The sequence below is a fragment of the Streptomyces sp. SM10 genome, from assembly GCF_002910915.1.
In the GTDB taxonomy this organism is placed as follows: domain Bacteria; phylum Actinomycetota; class Actinomycetes; order Streptomycetales; family Streptomycetaceae; genus Streptomyces.
Map to the genome: position 1 here is coordinate 23,725 of NZ_NEUF01000167.1, position 16,015 is coordinate 39,739.

Annotated in this window: 17 protein-coding genes; 4 read left to right on the plus strand and 13 right to left on the minus strand. The window is 69.1% G+C overall.

Features of this window, described 5'->3' with window-relative positions; translation table 11 throughout:
- Nucleotides 1–36: 36 nt before the first annotated feature.
- The 4 genes from B9S57_RS27425 (at nt 37) to B9S57_RS27440 (ending at nt 3,460) form a co-directional block, all read left to right on the plus strand.
- A complete protein-coding gene (locus B9S57_RS27425; RefSeq protein ID WP_103759876.1) occupies nt 37–813 on the plus strand; it encodes a hypothetical protein in 777 nt (258 codons plus the stop codon).
- 72 nt (nt 814–885) lie between these two features.
- Nucleotides 886–2,367, plus strand: coding sequence for a B12-binding domain-containing radical SAM protein (locus B9S57_RS27430; protein ID WP_258036655.1), 1,482 nt, complete (start codon nt 886–888; stop codon nt 2,365–2,367).
- The gene (tmk, locus tag B9S57_RS27435) at nt 2,367–3,017 is read left to right on the plus strand and encodes a dTMP kinase (protein ID WP_103759878.1); all 651 of its coding nucleotides are present in this window, start codon (nt 2,367–2,369) and stop codon (nt 3,015–3,017) included. The genes B9S57_RS27430 and tmk overlap by 1 nt, the downstream gene beginning before the upstream one ends.
- Nucleotides 3,014–3,460 carry an NUDIX domain-containing protein gene (locus B9S57_RS27440; RefSeq protein ID WP_103759879.1) on the plus strand — a complete coding sequence of 149 codons (447 nt, stop codon included), beginning with the start codon at nt 3,014–3,016 and terminating at the stop codon, nt 3,458–3,460. The genes tmk and B9S57_RS27440 overlap by 4 nt, the downstream gene beginning before the upstream one ends.
- 236 nt (nt 3,461–3,696) lie before the next feature.
- On the opposite strand, the gene B9S57_RS27445 is transcribed toward B9S57_RS27440, so the two are convergent.
- The 13 genes from B9S57_RS27445 to B9S57_RS27505 form a co-directional block, all read right to left on the minus strand.
- The gene (locus B9S57_RS27445; protein ID WP_258036656.1) at nt 3,697–4,113 is read right to left on the minus strand and encodes a hypothetical protein; all 417 of its coding nucleotides are present in this window, start codon (nt 4,111–4,113) and stop codon (nt 3,697–3,699) included.
- Complete coding sequence (locus tag B9S57_RS27450; protein ID WP_103759880.1) at nt 4,110–4,613, minus strand: hypothetical protein; 504 nt, start codon at nt 4,611–4,613, stop codon at nt 4,110–4,112. The genes B9S57_RS27445 and B9S57_RS27450 overlap by 4 nt, the downstream gene beginning before the upstream one ends.
- Nucleotides 4,610–6,058: a type IV secretory system conjugative DNA transfer family protein gene (locus B9S57_RS27455; protein WP_103759881.1), complete on the minus strand. Its 1,449-nt coding sequence runs from the start codon at nt 6,056–6,058 to the stop codon at nt 4,610–4,612. The genes B9S57_RS27450 and B9S57_RS27455 overlap by 4 nt, the downstream gene beginning before the upstream one ends.
- Nucleotides 6,059–6,096: 38 nt before the next feature.
- Nucleotides 6,097–6,360 carry a hypothetical protein gene (locus B9S57_RS27460; protein ID WP_103759882.1) on the minus strand — a complete coding sequence of 88 codons (264 nt, stop codon included), beginning with the start codon at nt 6,358–6,360 and terminating at the stop codon, nt 6,097–6,099.
- Entirely contained in the window at nt 6,360–6,680 is a 321-nt protein-coding gene (locus B9S57_RS27465; protein WP_258036657.1) for a DUF6238 family protein, read from the minus strand. The genes B9S57_RS27460 and B9S57_RS27465 overlap by 1 nt, the downstream gene beginning before the upstream one ends.
- A 62-nt stretch (nt 6,681–6,742) precedes the next feature.
- Nucleotides 6,743–8,179, minus strand: coding sequence for an ATP/GTP-binding protein (locus B9S57_RS27470; RefSeq protein WP_103759884.1), 1,437 nt, complete (start codon nt 8,177–8,179; stop codon nt 6,743–6,745).
- The gene (locus B9S57_RS27475; protein WP_103759885.1) at nt 8,176–9,702 is read right to left on the minus strand and encodes an SCO6880 family protein; all 1,527 of its coding nucleotides are present in this window, start codon (nt 9,700–9,702) and stop codon (nt 8,176–8,178) included. The genes B9S57_RS27470 and B9S57_RS27475 overlap by 4 nt, the downstream gene beginning before the upstream one ends.
- A 6-nt stretch (nt 9,703–9,708) precedes the next feature.
- The gene (locus B9S57_RS27480) at nt 9,709–11,340 is read right to left on the minus strand and encodes a hypothetical protein (protein WP_258036658.1); all 1,632 of its coding nucleotides are present in this window, start codon (nt 11,338–11,340) and stop codon (nt 9,709–9,711) included.
- The gene (locus B9S57_RS27485) at nt 11,321–12,631 is read right to left on the minus strand and encodes a hypothetical protein (RefSeq protein ID WP_258036659.1); all 1,311 of its coding nucleotides are present in this window, start codon (nt 12,629–12,631) and stop codon (nt 11,321–11,323) included. The genes B9S57_RS27480 and B9S57_RS27485 overlap by 20 nt, the downstream gene beginning before the upstream one ends.
- A gap of 3 nt (nt 12,632–12,634) precedes the next feature.
- Nucleotides 12,635–12,973: a hypothetical protein gene (locus tag B9S57_RS27490; protein ID WP_103759886.1), complete on the minus strand. Its 339-nt coding sequence runs from the start codon at nt 12,971–12,973 to the stop codon at nt 12,635–12,637.
- Nucleotides 12,974–13,023: 50 nt separating this feature from the next.
- Nucleotides 13,024–14,001 carry a bifunctional lytic transglycosylase/C40 family peptidase gene (locus tag B9S57_RS27495; RefSeq protein ID WP_103759887.1) on the minus strand — a complete coding sequence of 326 codons (978 nt, stop codon included), beginning with the start codon at nt 13,999–14,001 and terminating at the stop codon, nt 13,024–13,026.
- 10 nt (nt 14,002–14,011) lie between these two features.
- Nucleotides 14,012–14,575, minus strand: coding sequence for a hypothetical protein (locus B9S57_RS27500; RefSeq protein ID WP_103759888.1), 564 nt, complete (start codon nt 14,573–14,575; stop codon nt 14,012–14,014).
- A 103-nt stretch (nt 14,576–14,678) separates the two neighbouring features.
- Nucleotides 14,679–15,818, minus strand: coding sequence for an ISAs1 family transposase (locus tag B9S57_RS27505; RefSeq protein WP_103515314.1), 1,140 nt, complete (start codon nt 15,816–15,818; stop codon nt 14,679–14,681).
- Nucleotides 15,819–16,015: the final 197 nt, after the last annotated feature.

The window sequence follows — 16,015 nt, forward strand, 5'->3', positions numbered from 1 at the left end:
ACGGCGCAACAACCGCACAACACGAGGAGCACCACCATGACCGTCCTGACGACCGACCACCCTGCCTGGGTCGAGACCGAGGCAGGTGGCCGCGCGCGAGCCGTACGCACCGCCACCGGCATCTGGGCCCTGTCGTGGGATCGAAACGGCCTGCACACGGTCTGTGTGGAAGGCACCGAGGACGTGAAGCCAAGGTTCGTCACCACTGATCCCGCGTGCCTTCCTGAGACCGTCGAAACCGGCCTCAGGGCCGGCCTCGACGCTCTTGGCGTCTCCCAGCGCCTCGCCAACCCGTGGCTCTGGGATGCGATCACCACGGCGATTCTGCGCCAGGTCGTCCGCGCCGGGCAGGCCCGCAAGCTCTACCGGGCATGGTGCAAGGCCTACGGAACCGCCGCCACCGCTCCCACGCCCAAGGAAGTCCTCGCCCTGCAGGACGAGCAGTTCGAGAGCATCGGAGCGAAGTTCCACCGCAGTGCGCTGCGAGCGGCCGCTGAGCACTACGAAATGCACGCCGCCGACTGGCTCACTCTGAACGCGCAGGATCTCGCGGCCGCGCTCACCGCCATCCCCCGAATCGGCCCGTGGACCGCAGCGGCAGCCGCAACGGACTTCACCGGCGACTTCAGCATTTACCCGCACGACGACCTCGCCGTGCGCACCTGGGCCGCGCAGATCGCGCCCACTCATGACTGGCCGGACAAGAAAGACAAGGCGTTCGGCCCGATGTGGACCGGCATGGCCGGCTCCGACCGCACTGCCCTGCACACCCTGACCCTTTCCACGCTCACCTGGGGCTCCCATGCCCGCTGAACTGGAGGATCGATGCAGCCGTTACCCCTTCTTTCCGGCGCTGACCCGACACGCGCCCTCGATGCCATCTTCGTGAACGCGCCGCTGCGCGACTACGGCCAGCGCCCCCGCACGAACGACTACACCCTGCCGGTGCTGGGCATGGCGTACATCGCCACGTACGCCCAGCGGGCCGGCTTCAACGTGGCGGTGCTTGACGCGGAGGCGCACGGGCTGGGCATCGTCGAGACCGCCGAACTCGTCAACGCGGCCCGGCCCCGGTGGGCGGCCATGAACCTGCTCGCCCCCACCTACGAGATGTCCGCACGCATCGCGGCCCACCTCGCCCCCGACATCGCCCTGATGGTCGGCGGACACCACGCCAAGGCCATGCCCGACCGCATCCTGGCCGACCCCCGCATGACCAACCTGCGGGCCCTCGTACTCGGCGAGGGAGAGCTTCGCGTCGCCGCGCTCCTGGAGGACGAGCAGCGCCGCCGTGAACTGCCCGGCGTGCTCTGGCGTGACCCGCTGCTCGGCACCCGGGCCGCCGGCATCCCGGCTGGGAAGCCGAACCCGCAGATGCTCGGCCCGGACATCAACGCTCTGCCGTATGTGAACCGCGCCTTCCTCCCGCAGGACCCCTACCAGGCCGCGCCGACGGAGACGGACCGCCGCCTGGCCCGGAACCGTGGCACGGACCTGCTGAAGAACGCCGCCCGTACCGGCCATAGGGAGGCAAACATCGTCGGCAGCCGCGGCTGCCCGTACAACTGCACCTTCTGCGGCGCCGCGGTCAGCGCCAACCCGGACCTCAGCATCCGCGTGCGCTCTCCCGAGAACATCATCGGCGAGCTCGACCAGCTGCACGCCGAGTACGGCGTGACGGCCTTCCGCTTCGTCGACGACCTGTTCCTCGGCGCGGGCCGGGTTATCGACGAACAGATGGTCGCCTTCACCCAGAACCGGATCGGCGAGCGCTACGTGTGGGACGCCACCGGCCGAATCAACGTCCTGAACCGGCTCAGCGACGGCGAGCTCGACCGCTTGGTCCTGAACGGCCTGCGCGAAGTCGCTCTCGGCATCGAGTCCGGCAGCGACCGCATCCTCAAGGCCATGGACAAGCGGATCGACGCCGAGATGACCGAACGCGTCGCCCACCGCCTGGTCAAGCACGGCATCGGCGTGAAGGGCTACTTCATCCTCGGCTTCCCCGGCGAGTCCCACGACGACATCGAGGCGACTGTCCGCCACATCCGAAATCTCTGGGCCTTGGCCGACAGCAGCCCGGGAGACATACGCGCCAGCGTGTTCGAGTTCCGGCCCTATCCCGGCACTCCCATCTGGACGACCCTCACGGACGCCGGCCACAGCCCTGACGCTCTGCTGGCCTACGGGGACGTCGACCTCACCAGCGACGGCGCCGACGAGACCATGCGCCAACGCGACGAGTTCAACTTCTCGGTGGACATTCAGTTTGGCGATGTCCCCCTGGCCCGGGTCCGCTCCACCCTCGCCACGCTCACCCGCGAGCAGCACCAGCGCAACCAGGCCACGCAAGGAGCTGCAGCGTGATGACGGGACACGGGGCGTTCATCACGGTCGACGGCCCCAGCGGGGTCGGAAAGTCCACCACTATTGCGGCGCTGCACGCCGAGCTGGCCGGCCGGGGTGTTCCCGTGCACCGGACCGTGGAGCCCACCACCAGCGAGCTCGGCAGCTTCATCAGCGCGCACTTCAGTCACATCCGGGGGCACGCCCTGGCCTGCCTGGTCGCAGCCGACCGGTACGAGCACGTCGAGCACGAGATCAGGCCCCGACTGGCTGACGGCGACACCGTCATCACCGACCGGTACCTCGCCTCGACGCTCGTCATGCAGCAACTCGACGGCGTACCACTGAAGTTCCTGCTGGACCTGAACGCGAACGTACTGATGCCGGACCTGGCGGTCATCCTGACAGCGGGCCCTGGTCTCATTGCCGCACGGATTGCCGCGCGCGGCCCGCACAACCGATTCCACCGCGATCCGACCGCGCCCCGCCGCGAGGTCGTCCTCTACGAAGCTGCAGCCCAGACCCTGATGACGGCCAACGTGAAGGTGCTCGTGGTGAATACCGGCGAAGCCACCCCATCGGAGGTTGCGGCCACAATCGCCGACGCCGTGTCCGGTTCCTCGATAGCGTCGACGGGCTCACCGACGACGACAACATCCCAGGGACCATGACACCGGAACTACTCGCAGAACCCGTCATCGACACTCACGTCATCCTGCGCGCAGGCGACAAACTGCTGTTCTCCCAGCGCGGCGGACCCTACGGCTACGGCCGATGGCACATGCCCTCGGGCAAGCTCGACCAGGGCGAGCCCTTGCGCGTCGGGGCTGCCCGCGAGCTGCAGGAGGAGACCGGCGTGACGGTCGATCCCGCGCACCTGCGGATGGTGCACGTCGTGCACCACCGGCAGAGCGCTGAAGTCGAAAGAATCGGCTTCTTCTTCGAAGCCACCCAGTGGAGCGGAGAGCCCGTCAACCGGGAACCAGAGAAGTGCCTCGGGCTGGAGTGGTTCAGCGTCCACGAACTGCCCGAGGACATCATCGAGTACCCGGAGAAGGGGCTCCTCGCCTACCTGGAAGGTGACGGAGCGCTCACCGAGCACGGGTGGGAGTAGTCGATGCTGGCCGGCTGAATCCGCCAGCGCGCCCCACGATCTTTGCCGCAGCCGAGAGTCCGCACTCACGAGCCTCGGGCCACGCACGCGACCAGCAAGGCGGTCGCATGGCCCGGGGCCCGGTCGCCCATTCTTACCAACGACGAGAAGGAAGGAGCACGGGGCCCAGAACCCAGAGCCCAGGCGCCCGATGCAGTGGTGCAGGTATGACAGAACTGGCCCGTTGGGAGCTCGTGCTAGAACGCCGGATGCTCGGAGCTAATCGTGGTGGTCTCAGCCCATTCTAGGGCCGCCGCATCACCGTAGGTCGACCGCGGTTCTGCCAGTGCTCGGCCCGGCTCGGTCGCAGCAGATTCCCGAGCGGTGACACTCGTGAACACCTGCTCCGCGCGATCCAGGGTCAACCGCATCGTGCCGTAAGGCCCAACGGCGTACCCGGTCCGGTGTCCATGCAGGTGCAGTTCCTCCACTGCCTGAAGGCCCGCGTCGACCTCCGGCACGTCGTCCGGTGGGACGAGGGCGTGCAGTTCCTCCGTCCACTCCCAACCGAGATCACGGAGCACGGTCCGGGCTTCCTCCTGCTCCCAGCCGCTTCGCGCCACCAGTCCGTGACGAGGGTCCGTCGAGAAGACCATGCTCGGGTCCGTCATCATCCGGCCATCTCCTCGACTCGTCCCGCAGATCCCGTGTCCTCGCTCTTGGCCGTGGGCCAGGCCGCGAGCTGGAAACGCGCCGGACGGTCGTCGTGCTTGCCGACGCGGCATTCGTCGCCTGCCTTGCCCAACGTCTTATTCATTCGGGTGAGGAATCGGTCGTACTGCTCATGCCAGATCACGGACGAGCCCGCCTCCGTATACGCGTCTCCCCTGGCGAAGGCCAGGGCCACGATCTCGTATGCCAGGCCCTCGTGCTTCGCCCAGCAGGGCGGGATGACGTCCTGCGGCTGCCAGGCGTACGTCCGGTTCAGCCAGCGGCACACGGAATCGAGCCACACGGGCATCGGCTTGATCAGCTCTGCTGGCAGGGCGCCGATGTCCCACGGGACGGGACCGTCGGCGGCCACGGACTCCTCCGTGCTCCGCTCCGCGATGTACTCCAGGATCAGTGCGGGCGGCTCGGGAAAGGACTCGAAGCGGGTCAGGGTCTCGATCATGCGGCAGCCGCTCCTTCACGGCCGGCCCACGACACCGCGTGGGCCTTGGCCTGGTTCCTCTTCTCGGTGGCCCGCCGGTTCCGCTCGGCTTCATTGGCGGCTCGAAGGTCACGGACGTGACCCTCGATCTCGGCCCAGGAATCCCAGGTCCACATGCCGTCGAGCCGGGAGACGATCGGCGGGAGGTTGTCCGCGAGGACCAGGGCGTGCCCCTCGGGAAGGCCCCTGATCTCGTCTCCTCGAAGGACGGGTTCGAGCGCCATGTGCGTGGCCGTCGAGTGACCGCCGCGGTCCCCGCCGGACGTGGTCTTCGTCGTGCGCTCTCGCTCGACCTGACCGCACAGGTCAGACATGTCCTTCAAGAAGTCGGGGTCCTTGTCGCCCGGCAGGACGATGACGTTGTTGGTGAAGGCCGCCAGCTCCTTGGCGGTGTCCTCGCCGAAGCGGGCACGAGCCGACGCCCACGCCTGGAGGCCGTAGACAACCGTGATGCCGCGTCCCCGGCCGTCGGCGACGCGTTGGCGGAGGGAGGGGATAGGCGCGATGTTCGGCGCCTCGTCCAAGGCCGCGAGGAGTGCGGGGTCGAGCCGACCGGCCGGGGACGCGAGGGCGTGCGCCTCCGCGAAATCCAGAAGGTCTTCGGCTATCGCGGTGGTCAGTGGCGCGACGCTGTTCACCTCGCTGTCCTTGCCGAGGAGGTAGAGCGTGCCCCCGGCGTCGAGGAACGCGCCGAAGTCCGTGGGGTCCTCTCCGTCTCCCTGAAGGGCGTTGATCACCGACTGGTGCATGAAGGGTTCGAGGGCCGCGTCGAGGGTCGAGGCGGTGTTGCCGACGGTGCGGCTGTCGCCCGTGGTGGCCGTGCGTAGCATGTCGGCCCAGCCGGGGCCAGCGCCCGGGTGAGCGTTGAGGATGCTGAGGGGGGCCGGGTCGGTCAGCTTGCGGGCCCATCGCAGAACCCAGTCAAGTGAGGCGCCGTCGAGGGCGGCGGCGTGGAAGAAGGCAGCGAGGATCTTGGACGCCTGCCCCTTGTAGAAGAAGCTGCCCTCGCTGGACTGTGCGGCACCGTTGGAGGTGCGCGAGCCCGCGACGAACGCCTTCCCGCGCATCATCGCCACCTCTGTGTCGGCTGCGCCGTTGATCGGCGTCCACCGGAAGCGCGGGAGGCTCGGCGCGATGTTCTGCGGGTCGAAGACGGCGACGGGGCGACCGTCCCGCTGCCGCGCGTCGAGGGTCAGTTCGACCAGATCGGGCTTGGTCGAGGTGGCCAAAACCGGCCCGGCCCAGCGGCGGACGAGCGGGGCGAAGAACCGCAGAGTCTTTCCGCTGCCCATCGGGCCGATGACCCGGCATGCCTTGTCGGCGCGGGACCAGAGCTCGACGCCCTTCGGGCGCTGCGAGGTGCCCAGCGAGTAGCCGAAATCGTGAGGATCGAGGGGGTGGTGCATGACGTACTCCGGTGCGAGGTGGGCGACGAGGAGAGAGGTCAGCGAGCGGCGGAGCGGTCCTTCGCGAAGCTCACCCCGGCTGCGCGGCTGGGGTGGCCGTCGTCGCTGGTGAGGGAGGGCCGGATCTCGGTGGCCTTCAAGACCGCCTTGGCCGACATCTGGCGCTTGAGCTGTGCCTTGCTCGCGAATCCGGCGTTGCGCCGTCCGCGGTTCAGCAGGAACCAGAGCGTCACCAGGGACACCGCGCACACGGCCGTCACGGCGTACAGGGCCAGGGAGATTCCGCCGGGCGTGATGTCCATTACTCGGCCCTCCGGGCGACGCGGGCCGCCAGGTAGCGCATCCGCCGGCCGCACAGCCGCGACATCGACGCGTCGGGCCCGGCACAGCGCGGGGGTGCGGTGTGGAAGGCACTGTGCAGATCCTCGGCGGCCCGCCAGACGTGGGCGACGGCCGTACGTACGCGTCCTCCAGCGGCGGAGTAGTCGCCGTGGTCCAGCACGAGGGCCAGTTCCTTCATACGCCGGGCGAGGTCGAGCGCTTCGGCGTGCAGCTGGTCGATGTCCTGTCGCACCGCGCGCTCGTCGGCGGGAAGCGTGGTGTGGTCAGTGGTCACGGTCATGGCGAGGGCTCGTTCTGAGTCTGCGTGGAAGGGGTCGGCGGTCGAGGGGCGGCGGTATCCGCTCATTCGGCGTCCGGGGAGGTGCTGGTCAGGTCGGTCATCGACCCGGAGGAGAAGCACAGGTACTGCTCGGCCTCCACCAAGAGGTGCTGGACGCCGGGGTAGATCACCTCGCCGACCTTCCACAGCGCGATTCCGCGACGCAGGCGCATGATGTGCTCGGCCGTCCAGGACGGCAGACCCAGCCGGGCCACCGTCGCTTCCGCCTCCGCCTTCTTCTGGCTGTAGATCACGATGGTGTCGGCCATCTTCAACGCCGCTTGGGTCTCCGGGCTGTCGTCGATGTCGGACAGGTGATGGACGATGAAGATGCAGCTCAGCCCGTATCCCCGTGCGAATTTCAGGAACTTCTCAAGCAGCGAGGCGAGTTGGGGGGTCCCGAGGATGTGCCAGGCTTCCTCGCAGACGAGGATGCGCTTGCGCTGCGTGTAGCGGCGGCAGCCGGAGCCGGGGTTCGGCCCCAGCTCCCAGGCTCCTGAGTTCGCGTCGACCACGACGCGGTCGTGCTGCCCCGGCTCCGTGCCGCATTCGCACAGCGGGCGCAGCCAGACCTCTTCGAGGAAGACCGAGATCACGGCGACGAGGATGGTCATGGCGACGCCGCCGGACGGGACCTTGGTCAGGTCGAAAACGATCATGTCGGCGTCGAGATCCACGCCCAGGCTGGTCGGGCCGTCGAGCATGCCCGTCAGGTCGCCGGTGTCGTCCTGTTCGCTGCCGCACAGTCGGTCCAGGACGTAGGACGCCTCCAGGCCGTCACCGAGGAGTTCGCCCCTCGTGCGTTGCTTGGCCGTCGCGTCGGACTCCTCCGGAGAGCGCAGCGCGGCGGCGACGTCGGCCAGGACCGGGGTCCGGCCGAGATCTCCCGCCCGCTGGTGAGCCCGGCGGATCGCGATGCGGAGCGCGGAGCCGGCGAACTCATCCAGGGCCTTGCCGAGGCCGAGTTCAACGATGGTGCGCACCAGCTCGACTTGCCGCTTGCCCGCGATGGCCGGGTCCATCGGGTTGATGCACGAGGCACCACGGCCGCCGCCGGGCGTGAACTTCACCGGGGCCTTGCCGGTCAGCGAGCGGCCGAGCGCGGCCCACTCGCCTTCTTCGCGCTCCTTCTGCTCCTTGGTGTCGAGGACGACGACCTGACGCCCGAGGCGGATCTGCCGGGCCGCGTACGTCTTGGTCAGGGCCGACTTGCCCCGGCCCGTGTCCCCCATGACGATCATGTTGCCGCCGGGCAGGCCGTCACCGAACGCCGAGAACGGGCAGTAGATGAACGCCTTGCCCGAGTACAGCTCCCGGCCGATGATCGCGCCCGCCGTGCCGAGGGTCGGCGGGGCGATCGGCAGGTACAGGGCCTGGCTGGTGGTCGTCTCGGTGTAGAGGGGACGGCGCACCGTCTCGTGCGTCGGCGACAGCGGGGCGAGGTCGAGGAGGTCGGTCACTTGATGCCTCCGGCGAGGGGCAGGGTCGTGGCGAAGGCACGGGCGTGTTCGAGGTCGAGCCATTCGATCCGCAGGTGCGCGTTGCGGGCGCGGGAGGCGGTGGTGCGCTTGGTGCGCTCCAGCTCTTCGGCGCTGCGCGAGGAGATGGTGATGTAGCCGACGACGGCGGAGCCGGCCGCGCCGGAGGATGCCAGGGTCATGCCGCGTGAGCCGGTGGCGCTGGCGGCGATCTGGTCCCGCGGGTCGACGTTCTTGCCACGCTTGCGGTCTCGGTCGATCTCGGCCTGGTTGTTCGTGTCCTCCGCGAGCATCCGCTCCACGGCTTTGTCGTTGGGTTCGAGCTGCTGCGTGATCGCGATGGTGCGGATGACGTCGGGCATCCCGATCAGCAGAGGCGAGAGGAAGTCGGGGCCGACAGGGGTCGTGGGCCATCCGACGACGGCGGCCGTGGCGTGGTACCAGCTGCCCGTGGAGCCTGCCGCGCGGGTGGCGACGTGGGCACCGTCGCGGACGTCGACGTTGCGGGGGAAGGCGTGCGCCTGTCGGAGGTCGGTGTCCCAGATGGCGTGGTCAGGGTCGTAGGAGTTGCGGATGAACGCGGTCATCCGTCCTTCGTCCAGGGGCGCGATCACGGAGAGGTCGGCGTCCTCCGCGCGGGACCACAGCTCATCCAGGTACGCCGCCATGGCCGCGGCGATCCCTTCGTCACCGGTACCGCGGGCGGCGCCCTCGGCCGCCAGGTCGCGGGTGAACCGGGCGTGGATGGTGATGTAGTAGCGGTGTTCCTCGGCGCTGGTGGAGACGGCATTGGCCAGTACGTCGTACGAGTCCTTCAGCCACTGCGGGGCGTCCGTCGTCGCGGCTGACTCGTCGCGCTGCGCGATGTAACGCTGGTGGGCGTAGGGGTCCGACTTCATCTGCCGGGCCAGGACCTGGATGCGCTTCACCGGGTGTTCTTCGACGTTCCCGAAGGCGTCGAGGAGTTCACCCCAGCGCTCCAGGGCGACGATCTGCTCACCCACTTCCTTGCCGCCGAGGCCGGGCGAAGCGATCTCCAGAGTGGCTGTGACGCACCCGGTCTCCGGCTGGAGGACCACGACGGCCTGCTGTCCACGGACCGTGACCGGCACCCACGTCATGCCCGTGACCCCTTCCGGCTCCACAAGAGCGGCGTCCGGGGGCGTGCCATTGGCACGCACGCCGGCCTCGACAGCCGGGGACACCCACACGCCGCCGGTACGGCGGAGTGCCTTGCGGTGGTAGCGGTTGATCCGCCACCAGCGGTAGAGGGTGCGCCGCTGGGAGGTGCCCTTGGGCCGGTACGGGGCGTACACGATGACCAGGGCGAGCAGGATCGGCAGGACCAGGCACGCTGCGGCGATGGCCGTCACGCTGTTGAAGAGGTAGCCAAAGAGGATGCCGATGACGGCTCCGCCGCCGAGGACGACCTGTTCGCCGAGGTCGCGGCGGCCGACCAGCCCTGTGGGGCGGTGCTGTCCGAACTGATACGTACGAGTCGACATGGAGGGTCACTGATCCTTGCTGGGGTTCGGTCGTCCGGGTGCCTGGCCGCCCGAGGGCCGCGACGGCGGCGGGGGCGTGACGGAGGGCCCGGAGCCCGAGGTGGTTCCTGATGTGGAGGAAGGGGAGGCGGGCGGTGTCGGGCCCGAGGTTCCCGCGCCGGGTGACGGCGGGGAGGGCGGCTGTGCTGTGCTCGGTGCCCCGCTGGCTTCCGGTGCGCGTCCGGCCGAGGCGTGGCCACCGGCCGAAGACCAGTCCGGAGAAGAGCTGACGACCGGGTCAGAGGTCGCTCCCTGGGGGCGAGCGGCGGCCGGTGCACCGGACGTACCGGCGGTGTCGTCGCCGCCCTGCTGGCCTTCGGGCTGTTCGGGCTTGCCGCCGCCGGCGGCGTCGGTGCCCTGCGCGCCCGGGGAACTGGTGGCCTTGTTCTTCGCCATGTCGACGCCAGCCTTGGCAACGGCGAGCCCGGCCGCGACCGGTCCGGCCACAGCCGTTCCGCCGCCCATCTTCGCGCCAGCGGTCTTGGCGCCAGCGGTCTTGGAGCCGCCGACCAAGGAGTCCTGCACGTGTGCGCCCATCGCCCTGTTGGCGTGCTGGGCGGGGCCGTCGATCGCGGCGGCCGGGCCGGAAGACTGTGCACTCTTCCGGTCGTGGTGGAGGCTGGCCATATCGTCGCCGAAGGCAGGAACCCACTTGTAGAGCGTGGCGGACGCGAAGACGGCGAGCAGGAGGATCAGCGCGCCGACCAGGGTCTTGGAGACCGCGTCGGACATGCTCCCCGAGGTGTCGCTGAGGATCGCGCCGCCGAGGCCCAGCAGGGCGAACAAGATCGGTTTGCTCAAGCCGATGGCGAAGATGGCGCCGAACCACTTCTTCGACTTGCCCCACAGGTCGCGATCGACCAGCCCGGCGTTGACGATCGGCCCGAGCGCGACGGCCACGTAGATGGCCGCGCTGCGGATCAGCAGCTCGATCCACATCAGCAGGGCGCCGCACATCATGATGAGGTTGACGACCAGCAGCTGTCCCACGCCCTCCGTGGGGTTGGCCGCCATGACCTTGAGGATGTTCTCCAGGAACGGTTTGAAGTTGCTCGTCGCGTACGGCTCGAAAACGGCGGTGACTTCGTCAATGGCCCTCATCAGCAGCGCGATTGCGCCCGGCGTCATGGCGTTGACCACGAACTGGAGGAGCAGGAAGCCGATCGCCTCGGACACGGCGGTGGTCAGGGCGACTCCGCGGACCGCCCGCTTGGCCACGGCGATCAACCAGAGGGCCACGGTGAGCAGGCTGGAGGCCGCGAAGATGATCGCGTACTGCTTCAGGAAACCGGGGCTGGTCAGGTCGATCTTCGTGGTGTTCTGGATCAGCTCCAGCATCTTGCGCAGGAACCAGATGTTCGCCTCGGTGAGCTTCTGGAGCAGGAACCCCAGCGGGTCCTTGACGAAGTCGATGGCCGCCTTCGCCTCACACACCATCGGGATGTAGCAGAAGGGGTTCGCCACCGCCGAGGGCACAAACACGAACCCGATGATCACGTTGACCATCGCCACCGCCTGGAGGCGGCGGCGCCAGCGACCCGGCGCTCCCCGCTCGATGGTCAGCAGGCCGGGGGCGTCGTCACGCAGTCGCAGGCGCATTGCTGGCACCCCCCACGTCCGCGAAGCTGTCGGCCGGGGCCGCCTCCTGCATGGCCGGCGGAGACGGCACGAGCGGTTCGGACGGGGTGACGGCCGCCGTCTTCCAGGTGCCGTCCTCCCAGACCAGATCCACGGTCATCCGCAGGAAGGCGACCTGCGGGCGCTGCGTCTCGTCCTTCCCGGCTACGCCCCCAACCGACGCCGTCCACAGCTCCATGCTCGCGGCCTGGTCGGAGTAGGAGATCGAGCGGGTGGCGAGCGCCGCAGTCCGCGTGATCAGCTCGCTGCCGTCGGCGGTCGTCCCGTCCGCACCGACACCGCGGTTCTCCATGACCAGACGAGCCGTCGAGTCGGTGTCCGAGGTGACCGAGTGCAGCACGCTCGACGCGGCCGTGGTCGACAGCATCCGGTGCCGCCAGTCCTCATCGGTGAAGAACCGAGGGTCGCCGTAGAGCATGGTGGCGCTGACGGCAGCGGCACGAGCGCCGCGCTCGTTGTGTCCGTACGGTGCCGGGAATCTACTTCGGTCTTCAGCGCCGCTCAGCACGGGGTCTTCTGCAGCGGCCGGAACGTAGTCCGAGAAGTCGCCCGGTACGTTGGATGCCTGCCGCACGTCGATCGGAGCGACCAGTCCCGTCGAGGCTGAACTGTCCTTCAGCTTCCAGTCGTCGGACTCCCAGGTGAGGGTGACCGTCACCGACTGGAAGCCCGTCTTCGGTGTCGCGTGCCCGGCCGTGCTGCCGCGAACCGTTGTCGTCCACAGCCGCACCATCGCCCCGTGGGCGTCGAAGCCCAGGACATGCGCCGAGAGGACACCGGTACGCGCGACGGTCTTCTTGACGGAGACCTTGGAGGTGTCGCCCCGCAGGGAGCCGACCGCGTCCTCGGCAGCGTGGTCGGCCTTCTTCACCGCCGCTTCAGCCGAGCCCTTGGCCGCCATAACTGCCACCGCACGGTGCCGCGCGTCCTTGTCCGTGAGGAACTGCGAGCTCCCGCTGACCGTCGTGTAGTTGGCCGCTGCCGCCTTGGCGCCGGATCGAGTGTGCGGGTAGCCGACGGGGACGCCGTGCAGCTCCCGCACGCCTTCCCTGCTCGCCTGCGGAGCCGAGTGCGCGGGTGCCGACTCGGAGGGTGCCGTGGCCGGAGGGGTGCCCGTCGTCATGCTGACGACCACCCCGGCCGCGGTGACCACGGCCGCGCCGCCAGCCGCGATGCCCCAGAGCTTGGCCGACGAGCGGCGCGCTCCGCTGGCTTTCGAGGAGGAAACGTTCCTCCGGGATCGGATAGGCATGGGTCACACACCCATGCCGTACGTGATGGCGAAGATGGTGCCGAAGCTGGCCACGAGGAAGACGCAGGTCAGGCCGCCGACCATCATGCCCTTGCCGCGCGAGCTGTCCATCGTGGAGTGGCCCTCACCGAACCACCCCTTCGACTTGCCGACACCGGCGAGGAAGGCACCGGCGCCGACGACGAGGACGACGGCGGCGATGACACCCAGGATGACCTTCGCCGTGCCGCCGAGCTTCCCGAAGGGGCCCCAGTCCGGCTTCACGCCGGACACAACATCGGCTCCGGCGGCGAGGGTCGTGTGCAGGGAGGGATCGGCAGCGGTAGAAAGGAGGTTGTGCATGGTTTAGCCCCTTGGTGCTGTGAGGAATGGTTTGGGATGTTTTGGTGTGATTAGCCGACGTGCCGCATCGCGATGATCTGCGGTTTCCAGTAGCTGAGCGGCTTGATCCGCACCTGAGCCCCGGTGTGCGGTGCGTCGATGACCTGGCCGCCGCCGATGTACATGCCGACGTGCTCAGGGCCGGCGCTGCCCGGGACGCTGAACAGCAGGTCGCCCGGGACGAGTTGGGAGACGGCCTTGACGGCGGTCCCTGCGTGGACCTGGTCGTACGTGGTTCGCGGCAGGTTCACTCCCGCCGCTGACCAGGCCATCTTGGTGAGCGAGGAGCAGTCGCAGCCGCCCACACCCTCGTACGGCATGACGCAACTGCCGCCCCACCGGTACCAAGTGCCCAGGGCCGTCTTCGCGGCCGAGATCGCGCGGGCGGCGCCCTTGCCGGCCGGTGCGTCCGGGTTGACGGCGTCGGCCCATTTCGAGGCCAGAGCGCGGATGCTGCGCACGTAGTTGCGGGTCTCGGGGTACGGGGGGATGTCGCCGTACTTGATCACCGCGCCGCCGCCCGCGTTGTACGCGGCCAGCATGTTGTCCGTCGAGTCGCCCGGCACCTTCTTGACCTCGTTTGCCAAGGTGCAGTCGTACGCGGCTTGCGCGGCGATGGCGTCGGCGGGGTTGCGGACGTCCTTGACCCCGTCGCCGTCGCCGTCCTTGCCGTGCTGGGCCCAGGTCCCCGGCATGAACTGGGCGATCCCGAGGGCGCCGACGGGTGACGTCGCGCCGGAGTTGAAGTGGCTTTCCGTGTAGAGCTGAGCCGCCAGGAGCGAGGCTGTGACCTGCGGGCACTCGCCCGCGTGCTTGTTGATCAGCTCACGGACCCAGCCCGGCACGGGAGCGTCCGTCGTGATGCCGCCACCCGGGCCGGCTTCCTGCGCGGAGGCGCTGTCGGCCCCTCCGAACGTGGTCAGCATGGCGACACCGGTGATGAGCCCGGCCGTGACGAGTCCCAGGCCAGCTTGCGTGCCCTTGTTCATCGCGGCCCCGTCACGCCCAGGGCAAGGCGGTGACGCGCCAGCCCTTGGAGGTGTGCTCCAGGCGGAGCGCGAGCTGTTCGCTACTGCTGCGCGTGTGACCGGACTTCGGGGCGGTCGTGAGGGTGTAGCTCACGCGGACGAGAGCGGAGGAGGCCGTTGCCGCAGGTGCGGCGTCGGGGACGACTGCTGACGTGATCTTGGCCGTCTGATGTGCCTTCTCGGCCCGCAGGGCGGCCCAGGCGGCCTCTTGACCCGGCCGCTTCTGGGCGAGCGCGCCAGCGAGTTCCCCCGAGGCGAGCCGGGCTGCCCGAGCGCCGGCATCCGCGTACGAGCTGTCGGCACCGTCGCGGGCATCGTGCTCCGCGTAGGCCGTAGTGAAGGCCCGCGCCGCCCGTTCAACGTCCTTGGGGAGCCCGGTAGCTGACGAGGAGGAGGCGGCGCTGCTGTGCGGCGTGGCCGTGTCGGGGATGTCCGCCGAGACGGAGTGCGGCTGCGCGGACGCGGTCGAGGCCGGGGAGGCGTCGTTGGTCGAGTTGGAGCAGCCGGTGGACAGGAGGGCCAGGGAACCAGCCACACCTATTGCGGCTGATATGGGTATGAAACGGGTAGATCGAGGCATGCGGGGACCACAACCTTGGTGCAAGAGATTTCGGAAGTGCGAGCGGCGCAGGGCTTGATCAAGTTCCGTTGAGGTCGTGCTTGTAGGTGATGCCCAGGATGGGGAGGGCTCGTTCGGGTTGGTCGCGGATGGCGCGGGTGGTCTTCGCGATGTTGGTCGCTCCGAGGGCTTTGAGGGCTCCGATCGCGAGGTTGCGGAGGGTGGCCATGACGCGGGGTGCGTTGCCGGCGTGGACGGTGGAGGCGTCCTCGGCGAAGGTACGGTCGCGGATGTGGTGCTGGGCTTCCACGGTCCAGTGTCCGCGCAGGTGGGAGGCGAGTTCGGCCGGTTTCGCCTGGTGGACGTCGAGGCTGGTGACCGCATAGACGGTCTCGCGGGTCTCCTTCCTGCCGGTCTCTTTGCGGCGGCGGTGGACGCGGAGGGCGAGCTTCGCGTGGGGGAAGGCGATGCCGCCCAGGTTGTCGGCGATGGCCAGAGTCTTGATCGAGCGGGACTCGCGACGGCCGTGTCCCTTGTTCGAGGCGGTGTGCTGGATGGCCACCGCATGCCAGTCCAGACCGTCCAGTTGGGCCCAGGCGGTGGGCTGATTGGGCTTGATCACGGCCACGTAGTGCGCCTTCTTGGTCTCGGCCAGCCAGGCGACGTTGGCCTTCACGGAGTGCAGCGCGTCGAAAGTGACCACGTCCCCGTCCAGGTCGAGCGGTGCAAGCAGAGGCTGGAAGTGCCGTGTCTCGTTGGTCTTGGCCCCGACCTCAGCCTGGGCGAGGGTGACCGGGCAGCCGTGGGTGACGGCGGACAGCAGATGCCGGCGGGTCTGGTTTAGGCGGGCGGAGCCCCGCAGCGCCTTGCCGTCCACGGCGATCACCCGTCGCCTGCCCGGGGCTGCGGCCCTGTGGCGGTGAGCCAACCAGGCGCCCACGGCCGCATCGAGTGCGTCGGTGTCGAGACGCTCGAGGACCCTCCCGATCGCCGACCTGGACGGCGCATGCCGCCAGCACAGCAGGTGACGGCGCACGCCGAGCGCGGCGAGCAGCCCTGCGTCGGCGCGGGCGCCCCACTCGGCGAGTTCGTCGATGGTCCGGGCTCCCGAGACCACGGCGGCCGCGCAGACCAGCAGGATCGAGGTCAGCGAGTACCAGCGGCCCCGCCGGGAGCGCGGATCGGGCACCGCCTCCAGGAAGAATCGCAGGTCAGGCATGTCGTCCGGATTGAGCGGCCCCAACTTGGCCAACACGGCAGGGATCGGGGAAGATGAGACAGCGGACACGGGAACCCTTTTGATCACTTGGCTTAGACACCTGAATGATCACGGATCCCGTGTCCGCTCTGTCGTCCACCCCAACCCGCGGCATCCTCACGCCAGTTGGGCGATCCCGGGAACTTGCGCAAGCCCTG